Consider the following 21,655-nt stretch of genomic DNA (forward strand, 5'->3'; position numbering starts at 1 on the left):
TAGATGTGAAAGCCACTTTTGACAAGGCTAAACATCTCTTTCATTCAAATTCATAAGATATTGCAGACAGTGCATAAAGCGGCGCTGTTTCTGCTCGTAAAATTCGGGGTCCTAAAGACATAGTTTGGGCACCGGCTTGAAGCAGGGCATCTGCTTCTTTTCGTGCGATGCCGCCTTCTGGACCAAAGATAATTAGTATTGATTTCGACTTTTTGTCATACGCGTTTTTTAGCTTCTCCGCAAACCTTGTGCGTTTTTCTGCTTTTGCATCCTCTTCATCTGCTATAAAAACGACGTCGAAATTGGCCGTTTGTTTTACTAGCTGTTTAAAAGAGATTGGTTCATGAATTTCTGGGATATGTGTACGATGGGCTTGTTCAGCTGCTTCTTTTGCAATTTTTTGCAAGCGCTCTTGCTTTTTCGCACCTTTCTTCTGATCCCATTTAACGATGGAACGCTCCGCTTCAAACGGCAATAGGGCAAACATTCCAAGCTCTGTTGCCTTTTGTGTAATAAGCTCTAGTTTATCGCCCTTCGGCAAACCACATGCCACGGTTACATGAACAGGTAACTCTGGAGAAGGAATTGTCTGTCCTGTAGATTGGACAAGTACCTCATCTTCTTCAAAAGCTGTAATTGTACAAATATAGGCGGTATTTTGTGCAACAACAACGATTTTGTCGCCCTCTTTCATACGCATTACTCGTTCAATATGTCGTGCATCCTCTCCGCTAATACGTGCTTCCTCTATGGTCGTCTCAATAAAATAACGTTGCATGTTAGACACTCCTTTATAACAAGAAGAGAAAACGCCAAATCACAAGCACTCGGCTCACGATTTGGCGCTTCCTCAGTCAACTTATTGTGGACGTCGGGCAATGATAGCTACCCAATCTTCCATTAGTAATACTTCTTCGATCACAAAGCCTGAAGCTTCTAGTGCTGCTTTTACATCATCACGTTTTGCGCCGATAATGCCTGAAGTGACATATAATCCACCCGGTTTGACAATTGAAAATGCATCGTCAGTAAAGGACATAATAATTTCAGCTAAAATATTGGCTACAACGACATCAGCTGGTTCCTTTACTGTATCTAACAGGTTTCCATGAAAAACAGATACTGTATCATCAACTTTGTTTAACGTAACGTTTTCTTGTGCTGAACGTACAGCTACTTCATCTAAATCAAGCGCATGTACGCTCTTAGCTCCTAGTAAGGCTGCACCGATTGAAAGAACACCTGACCCCGTTCCAATATCGATAACCAAGTCTCCCTCTTTTACAGCCTTCTCAAGCCCTTGTAAGCACATAACAGTTGTTGGGTGTGTTCCTGTACCAAAGGCCATACCAGGATCTAATTCAATTATTAATTCATCTGTTGATACTGGTGTATATTCTTCCCATGTTGGTACAATTGTAAAGCGTTCAGAAATTTTTACAGGATGATAGTATTGCTTCCATGCTGTTGCCCAATCTTCCTCGTTTACTTCTACAATCGATACAACATTTTCACCAATATCGATGTTGAAATTCGTTAAATTTGTTATAGCCGCCTTAATTTCTTCGACTGTTTCATTTAAAAAACTAGACTCCGATAAGTAAGCCTTAACAATAACTCCATCTTTCGGAAAATCCGCTTCATTTAGCGCATATATTTCACCATACTGATCTTCACGTGGCTTAGCAAATTCAGCTGAATCCTCAATAACAACACCACTTGCTCCTGCTTCATGCAAAATATTCGAAATTGCTTCTACCGCTTCATTTTTTGTATGAATGGATAATTCTGACCACTTCACGTAGCTCTTCAGCTCCTCTAATTATTCACCTTGGAATTTTTTCTTAATTTTATCGAATAGTGAGCTTCCTTGCTCTTCAGGAATATCACCACTAATTTCCGCAAATTCACGTAGTATTTGTTTTTGTCTTTCTGTCAATTTTTCTGGCGTTACAACTTTTACTGTTACATATTGATTCCCTGTGCCATAGCCATGTACATTTTTGACACCTTTGTCTTTTAGACGGAATTGCGCACCAGACTGTGTACCCGCTGGAATACGTAATTTCACTTTCCCATGAACAGTCGGAACTTCAATTTCATCGCCAAGAGCTGCTTGTGGGAATGTCAGTTTCAGTTCGAAATAAATATCATCGCCATCACGTTCAAACTCTTTGTGTCCTTGAACGCGGAACATAATATATAAATCTCCTGCTGGTCCTCCATTTATACCTGGTTCACCTTGACCAGACACACGAATTTGCTGACCATCATCAACACCTGCTGGAATCGTTACTTTGATTTTCTTACGTTGTTGAACTTTTCCTTCGCCACGACATGTTGAACATTTTTCTTTAATGATTTTACCTGTACCCTGACATGTTGAACAAGCACGACGATTCATCATACGTCCGAATGGTGTATCCACTGCTTGATTTACTTGACCAGCACCTTTACATGTAGAACATGTTTCAGGATTAGTACCCGGTTTTGCCCCAGAACCGTGGCAAGTATCACATACTTCATCTTTAGGGATTTCGATTTCTGTTTCTTTTCCGAAAATCGCTTCCTCAAATTTAATATTCATACGATATTGTAAGTCATCACCTTTGCGTGGTGCATTCGGGTCTTGTCGACGACCGCCACCACCAAAGAACGAACTGAAAATATCCTCGAAGCCGCCAAAACCGCCGCCGCCTCCAAAGCCACCACCAAAGCCTGCATTTGGATCCTCGTGGCCAAATTGATCATAGCGCGCTTTTTTTTGATCGTCACTTAATACTTCATAAGCTTCAGCGATTTCTTTGAATTTTTCATCTGCACCTGGCTCTTTATTTAGATCAGGATGGTATTGCTTAGATAATTTACGGTATGCTTTTTTAATTTCATCTTTAGAAGCCGATTTCGTTAAACCAAGCACCTCGTAATAATCGCGTTTCTCCATGATTCACACTCCGCTCTTTTTGCATAAAATCTATTGTATCACGCAGTTAAAAAAACTGCCTCTATTTTATTATTAATTATTCATTAAAATTGTTGCACCACATGTTTTTTCACTTTTCTCGCAGATAACCTATGCAACTAGATGATTATATGTGCGTAGGATATAGCAAAAAATAAAGAGAAAAGCCAAAGCCGCAAGCGGTCTTTGGCTTTTTCACTTAACTGTGTTACTTACTATTATTTATCTTCTTTTACTTCTTCAAAGTCAGCGTCTACGATACCGTCGTCTTTTTTACCAGCGCCCGCATCTGTACCCGCTTCGCCACCTTGAGCTGCTTGAGCAGCTGCTGCAGCTTGTTCATATACTTTCATTACTAGCGGCTGTAATACGCCTTCTAATTTTTCTTTAGCAGATTTAATGCCTTCTAGTTCGCCAGCTTCAAGCGCTTTTTTCAGTTCATCACGAGCATCTTCAACAGATTTTTTCTCATCTTCTGTAATTTGTTCACCTAAGTCAGCAATTGTTTTGTCAACTTGGAACACTAATTGGTCTGCTTCGTTGCGAACATCTGCTTCTTCTTTACGTTTAGCATCTGCATCAGCATTTGCTTCAGCATCTTTTACCATGCGTTCAATATCTTCCTCTGATAAACCAGAATCAGATTGGATAACAATTGTTTGTTCTTTGTTTGTACCAAGGTCTTTCGCTTTAACAGATACGATACCATTTTTATCAATATCGAATGTTACTTCGATTTGTGGTACACCACGTGGTGCTGGTGGAATATCTGCTAATTGGAAGCGACCTAATGTTTTGTTGTCTGCTGCCATTGAACGTTCACCTTGTAATACGTGAATATCTACTGCTGGTTGGTTGTCAGCTGCAGTTGAGAATACTTGTGATTTAGATGTTGGGATCGTAGTGTTACGGTCAATTAATTTTGTGAATACGCCACCCATAGTTTCAATACCTAATGAAAGTGGAGTTACGTCTAGTAGAACTACGTCTTTTACATCACCAGTTAATACGCCACCTTGAACAGCAGCACCCATTGCTACTACTTCGTCAGGGTTTACGCCGCGGTGTGGTTCTTTAGCAGTTTCTTTACGTACAGCTTCTTGTACAGCTGGAATACGAGTAGAACCACCAACTAAGATTACTTGGTCAATTTCAGATGTTGATAGACCTGCATCAGATAATGCTTGACGTACTGGACCTACTGTACGGTTTACTAACGGTAATGTAATTTCGTCAAATTTAGCACGAGTTAAAGAAATTTCTAAGTGTAATGGACCCGCTTCACCAGCAGTGATGAATGGTAAAGAAATTTGAGTAGATGTTACACCTGATAAGTCTTTTTTCGCTTTTTCAGCTGCATCTTTTAGACGTTGCATAGCCATTTTATCTTTAGCAAGGTCAATGCCGTTTTCTTTTTTGAATTCTGCTACAAGGTACTCGATGATAGCATCGTCGAAATCGTCTCCACCTAGTTTGTTATCACCAGCTGTTGCTAATACTTCGAATACACCGTCACCTAATTCAAGAATAGATACGTCAAATGTACCACCACCAAGGTCAAATACTAATACTTTTTGATCTTGATCTTGTTTGTCTAAACCATAAGCAAGTGCAGCAGCTGTTGGTTCGTTGATAATACGCTCTACTTCTAGACCAGCGATTTTACCAGCATCTTTTGTAGCTTGACGTTGAGCGTCATTGAAGTATGCAGGAACTGTAATAACTGCTTTTGTTACTTTTTCACCTAAGTAGTCTTCAGCATAACCTTTTAAGTATTGTAGAATCATTGCAGATACTTCTTGTGGCGTATATTCTTTATCTTCCACTTTAACTTTTTCAGATGTACCCATTTTAGATTTAATAGAAATAATTGTGTTAGGATTTGTTACTGATTGACGTTTTGCTACTTCACCAACTTGACGTTCGCCATTTTTAAACGCAACAACAGATGGTGTTGTACGGTTTCCTTCTGGATTTGGAATTACTTTTGGTTCTCCACCTTCAAGTACAGAAACACAAGAGTTTGTTGTTCCTAAGTCAATACCAATAATTTTGCTCATTAAAATTTCCTCCTATTTAAACGCAAAGATGCGTTTTCTACTAAATGTAATTGACTAAATAGTGCTATGACTATTCGTTTACTGATACCATTGTTGGGCGTAATACACGATCCTTTAACATATAGCCTTTTTGAAGCTCGCGTACGACAACACCCGTTTCTTTTTCACTATCTTGCTCTTGCATGACAGCTTGGTGAACATTTGGATCAAACTGCTCACCTTCTGCTTTAATAATTTGTAAGCCTTCCTTCTCAGTCGCTTCTAGTAGGGAGCGGTACACCATTTCGATACCTTTTACGATAGAAGCAGTTTCTTCTGAAGTCGCTTCAACTTGTAAAGCACGCTCAAAATTATCGATTACTGGCAGTAAATCTGAGAGTAAGCTCTGCGCACGGTACTTTTCAGCAGCCTCACGATCAAGTTGATTGCGACGGCGTATATTATCGAAGTCAGCTCGTAAGCGTAGATGACGATTTTCCTCGTCGGCTAGCTTTGCTTGTAACTCAGCTAGCTTTGCTTCGTACTGTTCTTCGATTGTTAATTCAGCTTGTTGTTCTTCTTTAACTTCTGTTGCTTCTACTTCTACTGCATTTTCAGCTTGTACATCCTTTTCTTCTTGTACAAGGTCTTTGTTTTCAGTTGTTTCCGTCACTTAAATCCTCCTCATTATCAATCACTACGATTCTTCGTAAAGGCTTGTGTTAAATCCATCCGTATTACGTCTAGTAAAGCAACAACACGTTTATAATCCATACGTGTAGGGCCAATAATTGCTATAGCTCCTTGTTGATCTTCACCAATAGAATAAGTGGTCGTAATGACACTACAGTTTTCCATTTCTAACTGTTTATTTTCTGAGCCTATACGAATTTGAATGCCCGATTCATTAGGATGGAAGAGCGACTGAACTTGGCTAGTCGTTTCCATTAAGTCCAAAATCATACGGACTTTATTTAAATCGTGGAATTCCGGTTGGTTGAACATATTTGTTTTACCACCATAGAAAATTTTACTTTCTGAATTATGCATCGTCGCTGTAACGAGAGCGTGAATAAAATCATCCGCTGATCGAACATGCTGCTGTAATACTGCTAGCACTTCAGCTTCGAGTTTTTTATGAATATCCTCTAATGAAACACCAACTAGGCGTTCATTTAAGATATTAACCATTTTCTCTAAATCAGAAGCGGTAAAATTAGGAGGTAAACTAAACATCCTATTTTCAACATGTCCGTTATTCGTTACGATTATCGCAACTGCTGTATCGCTAGAGAGTGGCACAATTGAAAATCGTTTAACACGATGTCTTTGAACATCAGGTCCTAAAAGAATCGATGTATACGATGTCAGCTCTGATAATATATTGGCTGACTTTCGAATTATATGCTCTACTTCTACTAAACGATCGTTGAAAATTGATTGAATTTGCTGAATGTCCCTTGAATTAATGCCCTGTGGGTTCAACAAATGATCCACATAAAATCTATAACCCTTTTCCGAAGGCACTCGACCAGAGGAAGTGTGCGTTTTTTCTAAGAAGCCTAATTCCTCTAAATCCGCCATTTCATTTCGAATTGTGGCTGGACTAAATGTAATCTCTTGCTTTTTGGAGATTTGGCGAGAACCTACCGGCTGTGCAAACATAATGAAGTCGTCTACAATGGCTTGCAATATTTGTAATTGCCGATTTGTTAGCATGATTATCACCTCTGTTAGCACTCAGCTAAGAGGAGTGCTAATACTATTAATAAGTTATCAAATCCCACATTTTATGTCAACGATATCGCTCAATCTTCTAGTAAAAATTGTTGAAATACTTCATTACCTACAAAACGACCTTTTCGGGTAAGACGAATTCCATTAGTATCATATTCCAAAAGATCTTCTGAAACTAGTTTTTCGATGACATGTCGGTAACGTACATGTATCGATTCTTTAAATTTCTCTTCATATATAGTGTGTGTAATTCCTTCTGTTTTACGCAGACCTAAAAACATTTGCTCTTCTCGTTTTTCATTCTCTGTTACAACATGTTCATATACAATTGGTAGTACCCCTGCATTCACGGTATCCATATACTTTTTCAACGGTCCGTGATTTGAATAACGCACACCTGCTAGATATCCATGAGCCCCGGCACCAAAGCCTGCGTATTCATCGTTTTCCCAGTATATTTTATTATGTTTAGAACTGAAACCAGATTGTGCAAAGTTGCTAATTTCGTATTGTTGAAGTCCATGTGCCTCCATCTGGTCCATCAGCACATCATACATATCTGCTTCAAGATCTTCAGTTGGTAAATGTAGCTTACCTTTTGTGTATTGATTATAAAAAATAGTTTTTGGCTCCACGATTAGTGAATACGCTGAAAAATGTGGTAAATCAAGCGCAAACGCTTTTTCTAAGGAGTCCTTCCATTGTGCCATCGTCTGCCCCGGTAAACCATACATTAAATCTAGACTTATATTTCTGAAACCTACCTTTTTCGCCATAGAAATTGTTTCATAAACGTGATCGTTACTATGTGTACGACCAATTTTCTTTAACAACTCTTGATTAAAGGATTGCACACCCATACTTAAGCGATTTACACCACCATCAAACAATGCCCGCATTTTCGCTTCTGACAGCTCGTCTGGATTAGCCTCTGATGTAAATTCTGTCACACTGCTCATCGGAATATACGTACGAATAAGCTCAAGAAGCTTCTCTAATTGTTGAGGTGATAAAGCTGTTGGTGTACCACCGCCAAGAAATATCGTTTCAATTTGTTTAAAACTCTCGGGATATTTTTTTGTAGCAAGCTCCATCTCCTTGCCAAGCACTTCTATATATTCATCAACTGGTTGATTTTTGAAATAAAATTTATTGAAGTCGCAATAGTTGCAAATTTGATGACAAAAAGGAATATGAATGTAAACACCTCGTGCCATAGCTATCCCTTCTTTCTCATTAGTCTTTTTCCATTTCCTCATTATAAACAATCGAGGCAGGGAACGCCATGAATCCAACTAGTAAAAATAACTACCAGGTGTGTTACTTAGCCATTTTTATCCACATCAATTAATTAGAAGGCTCTGATTTCCGCTACAGTCTACTCACTTTGTCGCTGACGCTTCGCTGTCGCGCAGAGCAAGGCTTCCTGCAGGAGAGCGTCGAGCCACTTGCTGCGCGACATCTACAAGAATGTCTTTTACTGCAAAGCGAAGAGGATGATTATGATCTACAACAGTTTATTCAAAAAGGGTCATTTCTGCTAGCTGAACGTAAATTTCCTGAGTTGATGAAATCTCTTAAACTTTCTAAGGAACGGTTATTAGCACTAATTAATCAGCTTCAGCACTAACACTACTGCCTTGCACTTTGAACTCGGTAGATGACATCGAAAATGTTACACCAGATATTGTCGTTGTTATCAAAGATGGCGCATTACAGCATTGTAGCTGAAATATTTCAGCCGCTGATTAACAATTCATTATTTCTCGTCAAACTCTGCAATATCATATGAAGAAACTAGCCATTCGAAAAGAAGAGTTTATATAATTCAATTCATTTCACACAAAAAAATCAAAACCACAATACGCGGTTTTGATTTTTTTGTGTACTTAATAACATACAATTCCTATACAAACACCAACTAACACAAGCACATAAGGTTGAATTTTCCAACGTATCAAGCACCATAAAAAAACAACCGCAATCACTATGTCTAGTCCATTTTGAATTGTCTGCGTAACAATAGGATGGATAAAAGCAGCAGCTAAAATCCCAACTACCGCAGCATTTGCTCCAGCCACCACTCCTCTTAATCCTGCGATACGGTTAAGAGCAATCCAAAAAGGCATCGCCCCAACTATCAGTAAAAAGGCCGGTAAAAAAATGGCTACAGTAGCTATGATGGCTCCTGGTACTCCGGCAATAACCAGACCTATATAGGAGGCAAACGTAAATAATGGACCAGGGACCGCCTGTGTCATTCCGTAGCCTGCTAAAAAATCTGAAGAACTCATTAATCCACTTTGGACAAACTGTGCCTCAAGTAAAGGCAACACCACATGACCTCCACCAAAGACTAATGCACCTGATAGATAAAACTTTTCAATTATCGTAAACCATTCATTTTGAATAAATGGGCTTGCGACTGGTAAACCAATAAGTAATAGAACAAACAGCACTAAAAAACATACACCGGTCATTTTTGAAATCGGCACAATCGTTTCTTTTAAGTCCTCTCTTTCATCGGTCTTCTTAAAAAATTGATAACCTATGACCGAAGCAACGATAATAGCAGTTACCTGTGCAAGTGGATGAATCCATAGAAGCACTACTACAAGTGCTAATAAAGCAATTATAAAATGGCGAATACTAGGGATTAATTTTTTTGACATATCAAAAATAGCTTGTGCAACAATCGCAACCGCCACTAATTTTAAGCCATGAACCCAGCCCATCTCCATCTCAGTTTGTGTAGAAAAATAGGCAAATGCCATAAGCAGCAAAACTGATGGTAATGTAAAACCAAGAAATGACACAATACTTCCAAACAATCCGCCTCTTAATAAGCCAATACCCATCCCTACCTGGCTCGATGCTGGTCCCGGCAAAAATTGACTGAGTGCTACAAGCTGACTGTAGTCATTGTCAGATAACCATTTACGCTTTTGAACATATTCATTTTGAAAATACCCTAAATGTGCAGTGGGACCCCCAAAGGAAGTACAACCTAATTTAAGCGAAACTAAAAAAATTTCCCATAACCTTCGCAATATCTTCAACCACTTTCCATATCATTTATATTCATATTACGTGGGCTAACCATCCTTTGGGATTAAGATATTGTAAAGTTTTTTAATTAATTTCGCATTGGCGTAATTGTAGCTGACGCTTCACTTTCGCTACAGAAAACATTTGTTGCTGTCGCTTCGCTTTCGCTACAACAAACAATGCGTCTGGATTTTGAATTGTACGAGCTCTACTCCAAATCCATTCGCCTCCCTCTAAAAAGGAACCACACCTACATTCATTTCATCACCTTAAGAAATGGGAATCTTCTATCGCTGACGCTGAATGTAGTTAAAATCACGGTAAAATATAGTTATTTTTCTTCAATTTCAACTGCTGAACCAAGCTCACTTCCATCTGCAGCAAGAGAAATTAGCCTATAGTACTCCTCCGTTAAATATACTGTATCGAGGCGAACACCCCACTTCGTATAATCTACATTTAAAGGATAAGCAGAATTAAAGTGCCAAGATTCCCCTGATGCTGATTGGATTTTTAAATGTATCGCTTCATTTAAAAGGCTATTCTCGGATTGAAAGTAAATCGTTGTTGAAATTGGTGTAGAAACAACCTTTTCTATCGTTATCTCCTGACCATCTAACAGCTTTACTTTTTTCTCAACAGAGAAGACCTTTCTATCTTCTTGTAATTGCTTTTGTGAAGCTTCCACTTGAAATTCCCACGGCTCGTCAATCTTTTTTTCTCCGTTCCAGTCGTTATAGCGAATATCTAAATTTAATATTTTATCCTTTGGTAATTCGCTTAATTTCACACTACTATAGATTGTAAAAGTTTTATCGGATTGCGCGATGGACTGTCCTCCATTTCTAACTGTTAATTCTTGACCATTCACAAAAACCTGTGGAACGAAAAAAAGTTGATCATCGAAATTTAAGTCCTTTACTGGTTTATAGGTAGCATTCAATAGTATCTGATTATCGTCAATTATTATTTCATTTAACGTTAAACGTCCGAGGCTATTTTCAGTAGTTTTACCAACAACTGTTTTGTAGGCTTCAAAATTCAAATCCTTATTAAACAAAAAATAAAAAACAAGCATACAAGTAGCTACCAATAAAAGCAATACTACAATAAACCATGCTTTGCGTCCTCGATTTACCTTAGGCTGAACCTCGACTATCAAATCATTGGACATCATGTACACCTCATTTAAGAAAGAATGTCTACACAAATGCTTTTTATCTATTGTAGTTTTTAGATGAACATTATATAACCTCTAACGAAACAAGGAGTGACTGATTTCACTATGTATCTAATAGGCTGGGACATAACTGATCAAAACCTAAAAAAGCATGAGAAATCAATTTTAGAAACGTTGATTTCTCGCGCTTTTCTGAGGTAAATTTTTTTAATTTTACTTTAAAAATATACTTATGTCCCAGCCTCTTCATGTTGTTGAAAAACTTGAAGAAAAAAAGGTCAAGGAAATCTTTGTGATAGTTGCAGCACTTTAAATGAGTGTGATTCTGTTTCATGCCTCGCGTTCGTGTGAGCAAGCGTCAAACCGCTTTCTTCGCTTACATTGTTGCTGTCGCTACGCTAGCACTACGCTTTCGCACAGTCAAAACCATTTGTTGCTGTCGCTACGTTAACACTACGCTTTCGCTCAGTCAAAACCATTTGTTGCTGTCGCTACGTTAACACTACGCTTTCGCTCAGTCAAAACCATTTGTTGCTGTCGCTACGTTAACACTACGCTTTCGCTCAGTCAAAACCATTTGTTGCTGTCGCTACGTTAGCACTACGCTTTCGCTCAGTCAAAACCGCCCAGCCGGAACGGAAATCAACCAGTCGTTTTGCCAAAGAGCCACGCTTTGTATGACACCTTAATAATTCCCTTCACAAAATAACACTATGAAAGGAATAATATATCCCTTACTCTTGATGACGAATCTTTTTGGCCTCTTTCATTAAATAATCTACAAATAACTCATCTTTAACTAACCATGCTTGATAATTTCTTTTTAAAAACCATTCCGCTTCATAAAAGCTTGTGAAGATTTGATCTAATGGAAGTTTGTTTTTTTCAATTACCCAATCAAAATCACTTATTGAATATAGGAGGAAAACTTCTTCCTTAAGGTTTTTATACAATGTCCCAAAAGAAGAAAACCTTAAATTATAGCGATTTCGCTTCGCATCCTCTGGGATTGGTTCTATATGAAATGTTTGTGCCACATACTGCTCATAAGCTTCATCTGTTAAAGAGCAACCAGCCGCTTTTTGATGACCGCCCCCTCCAAATTCTCCTGCAATTGCCGAAACATCTATGTGATCATGAATCGTACGAAAGGAAATTTTTTTGCCCCCCATATTTAATATAGCTATATAATCAAGGTGTACATTTTCTTTTCCTAATTCATTACCAAGCTCTGAATGATAAGATTCTGCATAAACCACACCTGTAAAATAATCTCCAATTGCTGTTTGCACTAGCTCCCTTTTTTTCCGTCGGATATAACGTTCTATTTTCTCTTCTTCCATGTTTAAAATTTTCTTTTCAAATTCATCAAAATCAAAATGCCCGCTTGTTTTTAAACGTTCAAGCATCTTTTCTTCAAATTCCTCGATCGACACCAAAAAAAAGAGAGTATTTAGACGATGGGCTTGGTGATTTTCATTCTTTTCCCATTCCCATGTATCGTATTGTCTAACTAACTCTACAAATTCTGTGATGGAATTCGTTTTCTCTAATAATCCATGTGTAACTAGATACTGATAAAATAAGGATGTTGCCGATGTTAAATATCCATTTTCATCCTCTACCAACACTTTACCCCATTCATATTCGTTCAAATGATGAGCTGTTTTATGGTGATCAAGCAGTTGAACTTTGCTAGTAGCGATATAATACTCATTCAATCTCTTTTCATTTTTCTCGTTTGGAGATAAATCGGTAATAAATAAAAAAGTATCTTGCTTGGTATTGTCTAAAAAATACTCAATCTCATGGTCAAGCGACGCAATCGAATTGTATCTTACTTTTACTTGGTCATGAAAGGCAAGCTTGGCTAAAATTCCGCAACCTACTCCATCTAAATCATTATGTGATAGCAATTTATACATTTTTTCACCTCAAAATTAGTATGGTTTATCATTGAAAAAATTATTGGTATGCGGAACAAGAAAAATCAAGTGAGTTCGGAGAATGCTACCACAATATTTCGAATAAAGCGAACAAAGAAATTAACAAAAGTAATTCTCCCTCAAATAGTCATAAAGTATTATAACATTCACTTTTTCAAAAACTAAAAGTTATTCTTTGAATAGTATTTACTATTAAGCAATCTATTTCTTCACACTATTTAGCAAGCACTAATTTCTGCAATGATTTTCTCGAAAACATCATAAAAACCCTCTACAATACAGCCTTTCCAAAAACACCCTATTGCCAAACCACCCTCACAAAAAGTAATTAGATTATTTTAAAATGTCAAAAAAGAAAATATAAATTCATTTTCTGTTATAATATGTTATTATAATTTTAGTAAAACGACCTATTTTTTTGAAATAAAAAATAGAGGAAATATGAACTATAAAGGATGATAAACATGAAAAAAATCCAACAATTATTCCAAAGTGAAGACGGAAATATCGAACAAAGAGAGAATTTATTATCTCTATTAGAGAAAATTGTTTCCTCTTTAGATGAGTTAAAGGACCCAAAATCAACAACTCTTGGACCGATGAAAGAGCGTTCTGACAATTTTTACAAAGAGCTAATGCAAGATAATCAAGTACCAACTTCAGGTGTAGGACTTGATCAGGTTGTGGATGGATTAACACAATTGATGCAAGGACATCCTTACCATACACGCAACTTTGTAACAAATGTTTTACCAATGGCCAGCATTCCTGGCATATTAGGTCAATTTACAAGTGCCTTACTTAATGGTAACAATCTATGGGATGTATACGGACCAGCTGCCGCAGAATGTGAGGTAAAGGTGGTCGCAATGATGTCGAAGTTAGTTGGCTACGACTATACACAAAGCTTCGGTTACACAACTTGGGGTGGACAAGGGGCTGTTTTCAGTGGGCTACGTCTTGCAATCGCTAAACAATTCCCTAACGCAAAGGAAGATGGCGTACCAAATAATTTATATTGCTTCGCTTCAGAAAATGCGCATTACAGCTTATTAAAATCAATTGAAGCAGTCGGCATCGGTAGCAAGCATTTAATTCGTGTAAAAGCTGGACAAGATCATTCAATGGATATCGAAGACTTACGTTTGCGTATGACTGAGGTTATCGAAAACGGTGGCATTCCAGTGTATGTAGTTGCTACAACAGGCGCTACAGATCAATTTGCTATTGATGATGTACAAGCAATCAAAAATGTTACAACTGAGCTAGAACAAAAACATTCCTTAAAACCTATACATATTCACGCTGATTCAGCTTTAGGTGGTTTTTACGCATTCTTCAACGATTATGACTTTAAGGCAAATCCACTTCAGTTTGAGGCTGATGTTTTACAAGGTTTAGAACAAATTAAAGAACGTATGCAATATTTACCTATTGCAGATAGCCTTTGCTTCGACTTCCAAAAGCTTGGTCAAACACCGTATTTAACAAGCTTATTCTTAATAAAAGAAGGAAAACATTTGCAGCTATTAGATATTGAGGACTTCGACACACCTTATGTAGGAAATCGAGGCTATGGTTCTTACCATACAGGCTATACATTAGAGTGCTCTCGTATGGGTAGTTCAATTGCTATTTATGCTGCATTACAGGCGTTTGGTAAAGAAGGCTACCAACAAATATTAGCGAATTATGTGCGTGTAAATTTAGCGTTCCGTGCGCAGTTAGCTGAGAAAACGCCTATGTTACAACTAGTAAATGAGTCTAATATTGGACCAGTCACAGCCTTCCGTTTATATCCAGAAGGTTTGAATTGGAAATCTGAACAGTCAGGTAGCTATACACAAGATCAGATTGAATATATTAATGGCCTAAATGCTTCTTTATTTGAAATTATAGGTGAAGGTCGTGACGAAGTATTTTTCGGCGATACAACACGGGTTTGCACTGTCATCACTAGTGATACAAAACAACAAATGCCAGTCGCTGCTGCAAAATTCTTTTCTATTTCTCCTTATACTGAGACGGAGCATATTGGTGACATGATTCATTTCTTACAACAAAAGTTGAAAGTTTTGGAGGATGCTAAAGTTGAATATAGTCTCTAAGCTAAAGAGTTCTTTACTCTATAAATATATTGCCAGCTTTACTATTCCAATTACGATTATTTCATTATTATTTAGCGTCGTATTATTTATTGTGTGTAATCAAATTATCAATAATTATGTTATTAAACAATTTGAGTCGTCTTTAAATGTTGTATCTAAAACTATTTTTGAAGATATCGACAAAAACGATGTCAAAGCTGCAGATAACGGCGATAAGGATAAATATGAAGAACTATTAAATCAATTAAATGAAACACTTAAAAATTTTGATATCGAAAACGCCTACGTCCTTTCACGTGCAAATGGCAAGGAACATATAGTTGCATTAAGCAATAAAAATAATCATCAAGAGGCCTATACTTTTAGTAAAGAAATGCGTGAAGCGTTAGATTCTGGAACTGTTAAATCTAGTGAGATTTATGAAGATGAATACGGAACCCATAAATCGATTTTTATACCATTTGAAGATACCGATATTCTTTTTGGTTTAGATATGGACGCTTCTTTCATTTCTAAACTTGAAACAAATCTTATTTGGAACTGTATCATTATGACCGTGATTTTTGTGATATTTGGTATTATTGTGGCTTACTTCATTAGTAAAGGTATTATAAAACCAATTAAAAATATGACTGGTTATGTTGGTAAAGTAGCAAAAGGAGACTTAGCTGTTGAACCACTTCATATAAAGGGTTCTCATGAAATTGCCCAGCTCTCTGAAGGCATTGAAAATATGACCGCAGACTTACGTTCGCTTATTCAGCAAATTGCTGAAAATGCTGAGCAAGTAGCCGCTATGTCTGAAGAGTTAACGGCAAGCTCTGAGCAAACAAGTGCATCTATTCAACAAATTACCTCTTCTATGCAAGAAGTTGCTGCGGGATCAGAAAAACAAACTTCCTCTATTGAAGAAGTAGAAAATCATATTATAACAATCTCCACAAAGATGTCAGAAGTTGTATCGAGCGTTAATGATGTCACTGCTAAAGCATTTAGTGCATCCTCTATTTCAGAAAAAGGCAATACAACGATTCAAAGTGCTACAGAAAAAATGACGGTCACATCTAATGCTATTCAAGAGTCTACAAAGGTTGTGGAACGTTTAAGCACATACTCAAATGAGATTGGAGACATTGTAACCTTAATTAATGAAATTACGGATCAAACAAATTTACTCGCTTTAAATGCATCTATTGAAGCAGCACGTGCTGGTGAGCATGGTAAAGGCTTCGCGGTTGTAGCTGAAGAAGTTCGTAAACTCGCAGACCAATCGTTAGCAGCGACAAATAGTATTCGAACACGTATTGAAACGATTAAGGAAGAGTCTGCCCAAGCTGTTAAATCCATGGCAATTAGTAGTAATAACCTTGCAGAAAGCTCTAACGCCTTTAATGCATCAGGTGAAGCCTTTGGAGAAATCTATTCGCATATTACTGCACTAACTCAAGAAATGGATCATGTTAATAATATCATTACAAATATTAATGACGGGGTTAGCAGCATTGCAATTTCTGTAGAGGATGTAGGTGTAGTAGCCGTTCAAGCATCTGGAAACATTCAGAATGTAGCAGCTGCTTCTGAGGAACAATCTGCAAGTATTGAAGAGATTACTGCGTCTTCAAATAATTTAGCTGAGATGGCACAGCAACTTCGTAATATCACACAAAAATTTCAGTTATAAGAAAAACTAAGCAATAGTATTCTTCTTTCTGATAACAAAAATCCGCTATACTTTTTGTGGGTAAGTTTCTCCCAACAGAAGTCTATGCGGATTTTTGTTATGATTTTTCATGCGTGTTGATTAACCATTTTTATCAACACTAATTAATTTGAAGTCTCTAATATACACTACTGGTGAGCGTCAAGTAGCCCCACGCTACAATCAGTTTAGCAACAAAAAAATCCTTTTATCGCTCAATAATAAACCTATTTTGCCCTCTTGTTCATCCATACAATCGTTTCTTCTAGCCCTACTCTATATGCAGTATGTGGTAAAGTGCCTATTTCCTTTTCGTATTTTTCCCCACTTAATATGACCGGTTTTTCTGTTAAATACAATATCTCAACTACTTCTTTCATAGAAGGAGAAAAAACTCCGATAAAACGTATCATCCCTTTAGAGATTGTACGAATACCTTTTTTATAACCAGTAATTTCACGTAATATTTTTATCAGTTCATCCCCTGTTATCGGATGAATAGCTGGAACATTCCAATTCTGATTATATGCAGCATCTCGAGAAGCAAGCTCAACCATAGCCTTTGCACCATCAACTGTATAAAGGAACTCCCTTTTCACCTGCATATTTCCTACAAAATTAGCTTTTTTACCTTGTGCAACGTTTTTTAGCGTTTCATAGAGTATTGTATTCTCTGCATTTGGCCCATATAAATCAGGCAAATGAACGATTAACGAGGGTACATTACTTTCCTTCAATTTGTTTTCCATTGCTAAACGAATTTTCCCCTTCTTTGTTTGCGGTTCTTTTCTCCCCTCCTCTGTAATTCGATTTGTGGACTGTCTTCCATATGCATAAATATTATCTACAAGCGCAATCTTTGCTCCTTGCTTTTCGGCTATTTTAATGACCATATCTAAGCACCGGTTATGCTTCTTTTCCCAATCCTGATATGGAAAACTAATAGCATGAAAAATAACATCCACATCATTTGAAGCCTTCATCATTTCCTGTTCATTAAATGCATCGCCAGAAATGATTTCGACATTTTTGTCATGCTGAAAAAGTGCAACTAATTTTTCTTTATTTCTAGCAAAGGCCTTTACCTTTATATTGCGGCTTACTAATTCATTAACTAAAGCATAACCCATCCCACCAGACGCCCCAATAACTAATGCAGTTTTCAAAAAAAATACCTCCTTTATTAACCACTGGTCAAATCGCTGTAAAAAGTAAGTTCTAGATTATTGAAACCTAGAACTACATTTCCTTATGTTAAAGCGTTAAAAAGAAATTTTGCATGTACATCTGCTGCCTCTTTCGCTTCCTCATAATTTTTTACATAATGACGATAATGTGCAACAAAACCATGTAGAGCAATAAATGTAGAATGTATATCTGAAATCAACAGTTCAGTCTTTGATAAGGACTGTACAGATTGTGCAAATTTTTCATAACTAAAATTTGCTGCCTCTTGTGAAAGCCCATCCATTTCACTGTCCCTTATTATAAACATTAATTCATATTGGCTTTGATTATTTAAACCAAATGCCATAAAGCCTACAAAAATATTCAGCAGTTTAGCATTATTATCTTCAGGACCATTCACAGTTTCATCTAAAGTATTATTTAATTCAGAAAAATAATCACCTAAAATTGAGTAAAAAATTTCTGCTTTATTTTTAAAATGATAGTAAATAGCCCCATGACTGCAACCAAGCTCTTTAGCTATACTGCGCATCGATACTTGATGAAAATCCTTCGCTATAAATTGCTTATGTGCCTCATTTACAATCATTTCTTTCGTCAAATCTTTTGTTGACTGTTTACGTGGTGACATAATGTCCTCCTTGTTTGACCAGTGGTTAATTAATAGTATATGGATAATATTCACATTTAGCAATAGCTACTAAAAGGAAATCTTGCTTCTTGGACCAAAAGGATCTATAACCAAATCTGCGAATCAGTTGCAGTTATTCTATGCTGGTGTACTTAGATAGTAAGGTAAACAGATGATTGTTAACCAAAACAATCGGATCACCTACATGGAAGGCGATCCGATTTTAACTATAATTATGAAATTAAACTCTTCACAACTTTTGAGATCATAGCACCTTCTGCTTGACCAGTTAATAGAGGTTTTGCAATTTTCATCGCATCCCCCATATTCATCCCTTTTACAACGCCAGCTGCCACAAGTTTTTCTACAATTTCTTCTTCAGTTAATTGCTTCGGTAAAAATGATTTTAATAGGACTAATTTCGCTTCCTCTTTTTCAATTAAGTCAGCTCGCCCTGCATTTTGAGCACCCTCTAATGCCTGATTTGTTTGCTTAACCTCACGATTAACGATAGCAATTTCCTCTTCAGTCGATAAAGCTTCTCCCTTTTCCTTCTCAGCTAAATCTAGGGCAGATTTCAAAAGCGATAGTACGCCTTTTGCTAATACGTCCTTTTCTTTCATTGCCTTTTTTAATTGTTCAAATACCTCTGTTTTTAACAATATGTTCACTCCTTCTAGCCATTTATTTCATATAAGATTATATCATAAAAAAATACCGTAACCTTAGGGGATACGGTAAGTTAAGATCGATTATTTTGCTTTTTGAAGAACAGACACTTCAGCTTTTGTCTCTAATAGATCAAGTGATACAATTCCAACTTTTGAATCAAAAACATCAATTTTTTTACTTAAATTTTGTTCAACCTTATCTAATCTTGTTCCCACTGCATCGATTTGTTGCTGAAGATCTAATTTCATGTCTTGCATTTGCTTAGAAAGCTCCAAAATTGCTTGAAGGATAGTATGTTGATTCACTTCTTGTTCCATGATCGTCTTCCTCCACTCTTTTTTATAATTCATTATCTATTAAATTCACGACATTAATCACATTGACACAACAAAAAAGTAGAGTTACATATAAGTAACTCTACCTGTCATTCTATCTATGATTTATCTCAAAGTCAAAGTATTAATAGATGGGATTTGTTAAGTATTCATCCGTTAATTTTACTTCATATAATCGCATGGCTGCTAGATCTCCTTTATATGTAAAGACGCCTTGCTTAATTAAAGTGCGCAAACGATATTCAATCCAACTACTGCCACGATATTGTTCCATATGTCCCAATACTTCCCCAATTAATCTTGCTGCCTTTCTATACATAACTTCCCCATCCTCCTCATGCAAACGTTTAGCACATGTAATTATGAAAGCATCATCCCGATCTTCATTTATATTGTGCCAAAGTTCATGATGCTCCCACGAACGGATTATATTGTAATCATCAACAAGCATTCCTAAGCCTTCCTCATATAATGCTTGTTGTTTTGCTTTATTTAAAGGGCGTAACTCGTAATGTTCATAAAATAGGAGTAAATCCTCTGATTTTATTTCTCCTGAAGACATCGGATAATTTTCTTCGGCTAATTGCGGAAACGTATAAGTTTCATGAAATGCTTGAAAAGTATCTAGTACAAATACACGATTTAGCTTATTTTTTAACAATGCCAAAACTAGACGGAGCCCTGTTTGCTCATGAGCATTTTGGCATGTCCAAATCATTATATCCTGATGAGGAGGGATATTCTTTATTTTTTCAAAAGCATCTATTATATCTTGTTGATAAACTTTTAGCTCATCATTATCTATACTATATCGCTCTTGTAACCACATTACACGTGCCTTAATTCCAGACTCTTTATGTAAATCATTTACTGGACCAACAGAAAAATCACTTGGCAAAATAATAATATCTTCAGTAATTTCATAGTCCGTCTCTCTGAATGCGGCTCTCAAGCTTCCACCAGTAGAATGACCAAATACAATATGTACAGTTTGTGCATTTTTGAATTTGGTGTGATCTTCTGCTTGCTTTAAAATAAATTGCTGCATATCTTCAGTTGATTGTTTATTAATTAAGGAAAAGAAAAGCATGGATTTTGCATCTGCTTCACTTAATTTGTGTATCGCATCTTTCAATTTCTTAATATTTTCCACAATCTTCACTCCCTCATGAAACATTATTACCCTTGCTAATACTAAGATTATCATAACTAAATAAATTAAGCTTTACTAATTGTCGTACCAAGGAAGCTGCAATAGCAATAACTACTGAATATTAATCTTTTGCATTTACCCAATAGACAAAACCAATAACAGCTCCCCCAATGATATTACCTAGCGTTACGGGTACTAAATTTGAAATGGCACCTGCAAACGATACGAGTTCACCATGAGGTATTAAGAGAGCAAGGCTAAACAATGTCATATTTGCTATACTATGCTCAAATCCAATTGTAACAAACGGGAAAATACAGCAAAAAATCATCACTAATTTTGCGGTTTCTGTTTTTAATTTATAGGTACACCATACTGCCAAACATACTAGTAAATTACATAAAATACCTCGACATAAAAGTGCAACAAAGCCAGCGTTCATCTTAGCTGTAGCCAGTTTTTCAATGTAAGCTGCTGTGTCTCCTACTACTTGCCCCGCGTTATAAAATAATAAGGCTCCTAAAAGAGCACCAAAGAAATTCCCTATGTAACTAAACGACCAAATTCCTAACATTTCTAATGGGGATGATTTTTTTGATAGTGTACTAACCGTTAAAACTAAATTATCACCAGTAAATAAATTTGCACCAGCCATCATGACCATACTAAGTGCCACACCGAATGCTAATCCTTGTATGATCTTCATACTCGGTACCCCAGCAGGATCTAATAAGCCGCCAATAGTAACGATGAGCATAATACCAAAACCAACAAAAAGTCCTCCAAAAATCGCCTGCAGGAAATAATTGACAGGTCTTTGCTTCATCATTCTAATTTTTGTTCCAGCTGTTGTACAAACAGCAGAAATTGTTTCTTTCATACTTTCATCTCCTAAAAAACATCAAACTAATTTAATAACTCGTTTTTAACGCTGATCATAAGTGGTCACCCCATTTC

19 protein-coding genes are annotated in these 21,655 nt (G+C 36.8%); 3 read left to right on the forward strand and 16 right to left on the reverse strand.

What is annotated here, in order from left to right; all coding sequences use genetic code 11:
• Window positions 1–40: 40 nt before the first annotated feature.
• The 7 genes from QUF91_RS18780 to hemW form a co-directional block, all read right to left on the reverse strand.
• Window positions 41–778, reverse strand: a complete 738-nt coding sequence (locus tag QUF91_RS18780; RefSeq protein ID WP_289419023.1) for a 16S rRNA (uracil(1498)-N(3))-methyltransferase — start codon at window positions 776–778, stop codon at window positions 41–43.
• Between the two features lie 81 nt (window positions 779–859).
• Window positions 860–1,801 (reverse strand): 50S ribosomal protein L11 methyltransferase, encoded by a 942-nt coding sequence (prmA, locus tag QUF91_RS18785; RefSeq protein ID WP_285398430.1) that lies wholly within the window; start codon window positions 1,799–1,801, stop codon window positions 860–862.
• Window positions 1,802–1,822: 21 nt separating this feature from the next.
• Window positions 1,823–2,944, reverse strand: a complete 1,122-nt coding sequence (dnaJ, locus tag QUF91_RS18790; RefSeq protein ID WP_285398432.1) for a molecular chaperone DnaJ — start codon at window positions 2,942–2,944, stop codon at window positions 1,823–1,825.
• Between the two features lie 236 nt (window positions 2,945–3,180).
• Window positions 3,181–5,022, reverse strand: a complete 1,842-nt coding sequence (gene dnaK / locus QUF91_RS18795) for a molecular chaperone DnaK (RefSeq protein WP_285398433.1) — start codon at window positions 5,020–5,022, stop codon at window positions 3,181–3,183.
• 70 nt (window positions 5,023–5,092) lie between these two features.
• Complete coding sequence (grpE, locus tag QUF91_RS18800; protein WP_285398434.1) at window positions 5,093–5,674, reverse strand: nucleotide exchange factor GrpE; 582 nt, start codon at window positions 5,672–5,674, stop codon at window positions 5,093–5,095.
• Window positions 5,675–5,691: 17 nt separating this feature from the next.
• Window positions 5,692–6,720 (reverse strand): heat-inducible transcriptional repressor HrcA, encoded by a 1,029-nt coding sequence (hrcA, locus tag QUF91_RS18805; protein ID WP_285398435.1) that lies wholly within the window; start codon window positions 6,718–6,720, stop codon window positions 5,692–5,694.
• Between the two features lie 89 nt (window positions 6,721–6,809).
• Complete coding sequence (hemW, locus tag QUF91_RS18810) at window positions 6,810–7,955, reverse strand: radical SAM family heme chaperone HemW (protein ID WP_285398439.1); 1,146 nt, start codon at window positions 7,953–7,955, stop codon at window positions 6,810–6,812.
• 170 nt (window positions 7,956–8,125) lie between these two features.
• Between hemW and QUF91_RS28170 the strand changes: the two genes are divergently transcribed.
• Window positions 8,126–8,368: an RNA polymerase factor sigma-54 gene (locus QUF91_RS28170; protein ID WP_353957855.1), complete on the forward strand. Its 243-nt coding sequence runs from the start codon at window positions 8,126–8,128 to the stop codon at window positions 8,366–8,368.
• A 259-nt stretch (window positions 8,369–8,627) separates the two neighbouring features.
• Here QUF91_RS28170 and chrA read toward each other — a convergent pair whose 3' ends face one another.
• From chrA to QUF91_RS18825, 3 genes are all read right to left on the reverse strand, one after another.
• The gene (gene chrA / locus QUF91_RS18815; protein WP_285398437.1) at window positions 8,628–9,788 is read right to left on the reverse strand and encodes a chromate efflux transporter; all 1,161 of its coding nucleotides are present in this window, start codon (window positions 9,786–9,788) and stop codon (window positions 8,628–8,630) included.
• Between the two features lie 329 nt (window positions 9,789–10,117).
• The gene (locus tag QUF91_RS18820) at window positions 10,118–10,960 is read right to left on the reverse strand and encodes a DUF4179 domain-containing protein (protein ID WP_285398438.1); all 843 of its coding nucleotides are present in this window, start codon (window positions 10,958–10,960) and stop codon (window positions 10,118–10,120) included.
• Window positions 10,961–11,700: 740 nt separating this feature from the next.
• Window positions 11,701–12,891 carry a DHH family phosphoesterase gene (locus QUF91_RS18825; RefSeq protein WP_289419024.1) on the reverse strand — a complete coding sequence of 397 codons (1,191 nt, stop codon included), beginning with the start codon at window positions 12,889–12,891 and terminating at the stop codon, window positions 11,701–11,703.
• Window positions 12,892–13,376: 485 nt separating this feature from the next.
• Between QUF91_RS18825 and QUF91_RS18830 the strand changes: the two genes are divergently transcribed.
• Window positions 13,377–15,020 (forward strand): pyridoxal phosphate-dependent decarboxylase family protein, encoded by a 1,644-nt coding sequence (locus QUF91_RS18830; protein ID WP_289419025.1) that lies wholly within the window; start codon window positions 13,377–13,379, stop codon window positions 15,018–15,020.
• Entirely contained in the window at window positions 14,995–16,701 is a 1,707-nt protein-coding gene (locus QUF91_RS18835; RefSeq protein ID WP_289419026.1) for a methyl-accepting chemotaxis protein, read from the forward strand. The genes QUF91_RS18830 and QUF91_RS18835 overlap by 26 nt, the downstream gene beginning before the upstream one ends.
• Before the next feature lie 245 nt (window positions 16,702–16,946).
• Here the strand turns inward: QUF91_RS18835 and QUF91_RS18840 are convergent, their stop codons facing one another.
• The 6 genes from QUF91_RS18840 to QUF91_RS18865 all read right to left on the reverse strand — a co-directional run bounded on the left by QUF91_RS18840 (window position 16,947) and on the right by QUF91_RS18865 (window position 21,578).
• Window positions 16,947–17,885: an SDR family NAD(P)-dependent oxidoreductase gene (locus tag QUF91_RS18840; protein WP_289419027.1), complete on the reverse strand. Its 939-nt coding sequence runs from the start codon at window positions 17,883–17,885 to the stop codon at window positions 16,947–16,949.
• A gap of 83 nt (window positions 17,886–17,968) precedes the next feature.
• Entirely contained in the window at window positions 17,969–18,538 is a 570-nt protein-coding gene (locus QUF91_RS18845) for a TetR/AcrR family transcriptional regulator (RefSeq protein WP_289419028.1), read from the reverse strand.
• Between the two features lie 233 nt (window positions 18,539–18,771).
• Entirely contained in the window at window positions 18,772–19,200 is a 429-nt protein-coding gene (locus tag QUF91_RS18850) for a GatB/YqeY domain-containing protein (protein WP_289419029.1), read from the reverse strand.
• A 90-nt stretch (window positions 19,201–19,290) separates the two neighbouring features.
• Window positions 19,291–19,527 carry a hypothetical protein gene (locus QUF91_RS18855; protein WP_289419030.1) on the reverse strand — a complete coding sequence of 79 codons (237 nt, stop codon included), beginning with the start codon at window positions 19,525–19,527 and terminating at the stop codon, window positions 19,291–19,293.
• Window positions 19,528–19,669: 142 nt separating this feature from the next.
• On the reverse strand, window positions 19,670–20,698 hold the full coding sequence (locus QUF91_RS18860) for a DUF1835 domain-containing protein (protein WP_289419031.1): 1,029 nt from the start codon (window positions 20,696–20,698) through the stop codon (window positions 19,670–19,672).
• A gap of 121 nt (window positions 20,699–20,819) precedes the next feature.
• Window positions 20,820–21,578, reverse strand: coding sequence for a formate/nitrite transporter family protein (locus QUF91_RS18865; RefSeq protein WP_285399329.1), 759 nt, complete (start codon window positions 21,576–21,578; stop codon window positions 20,820–20,822).
• Window positions 21,579–21,655: the final 77 nt, after the last annotated feature.

Origin of the sequence: Lysinibacillus sp. G4S2, from assembly GCF_030348505.1 — a bacterium.
In the GTDB taxonomy this organism is placed as follows: domain Bacteria; phylum Bacillota; class Bacilli; order Bacillales_A; family Planococcaceae; genus Lysinibacillus.

Excerpts from the sequence above, each read along its gene's own strand:
- QUF91_RS18780 (WP_289419023.1), bottom strand. The coding sequence starts at position 778 with ATGCAACGTTATTTTATTGAGACGACCATAGAGGAAGCACGTATTAGC.
- dnaJ (WP_285398432.1), bottom strand. The coding sequence starts at position 2,944 with ATGGAGAAACGCGATTATTACGAGGTGCTTGGTTTAACGAAATCGGCT.
- dnaK (WP_285398433.1), bottom strand. The coding sequence starts at position 5,022 with ATGAGCAAAATTATTGGTATTGACTTAGGAACAACAAACTCTTGTGTT.
- hrcA (WP_285398435.1), bottom strand. The coding sequence starts at position 6,720 with ATGCTAACAAATCGGCAATTACAAATATTGCAAGCCATTGTAGACGAC.
- hemW (WP_285398439.1), bottom strand. The coding sequence starts at position 7,955 with ATGGCACGAGGTGTTTACATTCATATTCCTTTTTGTCATCAAATTTGC.
- QUF91_RS18820 (WP_285398438.1), bottom strand. The coding sequence starts at position 10,960 with ATGTCCAATGATTTGATAGTCGAGGTTCAGCCTAAGGTAAATCGAGGA.
- QUF91_RS18825 (WP_289419024.1), bottom strand. The coding sequence starts at position 12,891 with ATGTATAAATTGCTATCACATAATGATTTAGATGGAGTAGGTTGCGGA.
- QUF91_RS18830 (WP_289419025.1), top strand. The coding sequence starts at position 13,377 with ATGAAAAAAATCCAACAATTATTCCAAAGTGAAGACGGAAATATCGAA.
- QUF91_RS18835 (WP_289419026.1), top strand. The coding sequence starts at position 14,995 with ATGCTAAAGTTGAATATAGTCTCTAAGCTAAAGAGTTCTTTACTCTAT.
- QUF91_RS18845 (WP_289419028.1), bottom strand. The coding sequence starts at position 18,538 with ATGTCACCACGTAAACAGTCAACAAAAGATTTGACGAAAGAAATGATT.
- QUF91_RS18855 (WP_289419030.1), bottom strand. The coding sequence starts at position 19,527 with ATGGAACAAGAAGTGAATCAACATACTATCCTTCAAGCAATTTTGGAG.
- QUF91_RS18865 (WP_285399329.1), bottom strand. The coding sequence starts at position 21,578 with ATGAAAGAAACAATTTCTGCTGTTTGTACAACAGCTGGAACAAAAATT.